This window comes from Nitratidesulfovibrio liaohensis, assembly GCF_011682075.1.
Classification (GTDB): domain Bacteria; phylum Desulfobacterota; class Desulfovibrionia; order Desulfovibrionales; family Desulfovibrionaceae; genus Cupidesulfovibrio; species Cupidesulfovibrio liaohensis.
The window spans coordinates 1-2,347 of sequence record NZ_VSMK01000422.1; the positions used below are offsets into that span (position 1 = coordinate 1).

At 67.3% G+C, this 2,347-nt stretch carries 2 protein-coding genes and 1 pseudogene; all 3 read left to right on the plus strand.

Features of this window, described 5'->3' with window-relative positions; translation table 11 throughout:
• The coding region (locus tag FVW27_RS13400) for a type II and III secretion system protein family protein (RefSeq protein ID WP_167125927.1) at window positions 1–1,383 on the plus strand (1,383 nt) is incomplete at its 5' end.
• Window positions 1,380–1,712, plus strand: a complete 333-nt coding sequence (locus tag FVW27_RS13405; RefSeq protein ID WP_167125930.1) for a hypothetical protein — start codon at window positions 1,380–1,382, stop codon at window positions 1,710–1,712. The genes FVW27_RS13400 and FVW27_RS13405, both read left to right, overlap by 4 nt.
• 12 nt (window positions 1,713–1,724) lie before the next feature.
• Window positions 1,725–2,347, plus strand: a pseudogene (locus FVW27_RS13410) (response regulator); the annotation flags it as partial.

A 2,347-nucleotide genomic window follows, 5' to 3' on the forward strand; every position in this document is an offset into this window, starting at 1 on the left:
GCCGCCGCGCAGGCCCAGGCCGATGCTACCCCCCAGGCCGTGCCGCTGGCCGTGGGCAAGTCCATGGTGGTGCGCACCGCGCAGCCCGCGTCCCGCGTGTCCGTGGCCGACGAAGCCATCGCGGGCGTGGTGGTGCTGTCGCCCCAGCAGGTCTATGTCACCGGCAAGAAGCCGGGCGGCACCACGCTTACCCTGTGGAACGGGGCCGGGGCCATCACCCAGGTCTACGACATCCAGGTCACCCCGGACCTTGCCCAGTTGAAGGAAATGCTGCACCGCGTGCTGCCCGACGAAAAGGACATCATGGTCATGGCCGTGGGCGAATCCATCACCCTGGCCGGCACCGTGCGCAGCAGCGCGGGCATGACCACGGCCCTGGACGTGGCCAGGATGTACGCCCCGGACAAGGTGACCAACCTCATGCAGGTGGGCGGCGTGCACCAGGTGATGCTGGAAGTGAAGGTGGCCGAGATGCGCAAGTCGGTGCTGGAACGCCTGGGCATCGACCTGACCTACGCCTGGAACAACGATTTCGCCTTCGGCATGCTGAATCAGCTGTTCACCCTGGACAGCCAGAAGGGCGTGGTGGGCGTTGGCCCCACCGGCGCCGTGATCAGTCCCAACGTCACCGGCATGTTCCGCGCCACCTCTGGCCGGGCAAGCCTGATGGGCTTTCTGGACGTGCTGAAGCAGAACGGCCTGGTCAAGGTGCTGGCCGAACCCACGCTGATCTGCCGCAGTGGCGAGAATGCCGACTTCCTGGCCGGGGGCGAAATCCCCATCCCCGTACCGCAGGGCCTGGGCACCGTGGCCATCGAGTACAAGAAGTACGGCGTGACACTGGGCTTCACCCCCACGGTGGTTTCGGACAGGCTGATCAGCATGCGCGTAAGCCCCGAAGTTTCGGAACTGGACTACACCAACGTCATCGAAATCAACGGATTCACCATTCCGGCCATCTCCACCCGGCGCGCCGCCACCACCGTGGAACTGGCCGACGGCCAGAGCTTTGCCGTGGCGGGCCTGCTGCGCGACGAAGTGCGCGAAAACATCAAGAAGTATCCGGTGCTGGGCGACGTGCCCCTGCTGGGCACGCTGTTCCGCTCCAGCAACTGGCAGAAGAACGAGACCGAACTGGTCATCATCGTCACCCCGCGCCTGGCAAAGCCGCTGGACGGCGCCACGGCCAAGCTGCCCACGGACAGCTTCCGCGAGCCATCGGAATTCGAATTCTTCCTCCAGGGCAAGATGGAAGGCGCGGCCCCGGCCATTACCGCACCCGCCGCCTACGCCAATCCCCGCAACTCCGCCGATGCCCCTTCGGGCATGGAGGGCGAGTTCGGGCACGTACTGCCCGGCCATGCCCAGGGAGGCACGAAATGAGCGCCCGCAACCGGATCACCTCTCCTGCCCTGCTGCCCCTGTTTACGGTCATCCGCGTCCTGTCCGTCCTTTCCGTCCTGACCGTCCTTTCCGTTCTGCCGGGCTGCGCCGGGCCGTCCAAGGATTCGCCCATTTCCGAATGGACCTTCACCCAGGGCGAGGCCTTTCGCGCCCAGCGCGACGCCCAGCGGCTGAACCCCGGCCCGGCGGACGACGACCCCGTCATCGGCCTGGATGGCCGGGTGGGCGAGCGCGTCATGAAAACCATGCGCGAAGGCGAAAAGAAGCCCGACGAAGGCAACACCCTCCGCTTCAAGATCGGCAAGTAGCGAGAATCCGCCATGAACATCACCCATCCCGTCTGCCTGCTCACCAAGCGCCTCGCCACGCGCGAGGAACTCACCCGCGTTCTCGCCCGGCAGGATGGTTTTCGCCTGGTCTCCCCCGGTGAAGCCGACGACCTAGGACTGGTCGTCCTGGAACTGGGCGACGACCTCGAGGACGATTTCGAATCCATCGCCTCGCTGGTGACCGACCCGCGCGTGGGCGAGGTGTTCGTGGCCTCGCGCCAGAAGGACCCGGACCTGATCATCCGCGCCATGCGCGCCGGGGTCAGCGAATTCCTGTCCCAGCCGTTCCGCTCGGACGAGGTGCTGGCCGCGCTGGAAGGCTATGCACGCCGCCGCCGTACCACCCGTGCCGCAAGCCCCGCGGTGGTGCCTGCCTCAGCCGGTGGCCGACTCATCCACATCATGGGCGCCAAGGGCGGCGTGGGCGCCACCACGGTGGCCGTGAACCTGGCCGTGCTGGCCGCGCGATCCCTGACCGGCACCGCCCCCGCGCCCGATGCAAAGAAGGCGGGCAGAAGCCTGTTCAAACAGGACGGGCGCAGTGCCAACGCCGCACGCGACATGCAGGCCATGGGCGACATGGCGCTGGCCACGGGCGGCCCCGCCCTTGCGCC

Bases quoted from the DNA above. Each gene is read 5' to 3' on its own strand.
- FVW27_RS13405 (WP_167125930.1), top strand. From the start codon at position 1,380: ATGAGCGCCCGCAACCGGATCACCTCTCCTGCCCTGCTGCCCCTGTTT.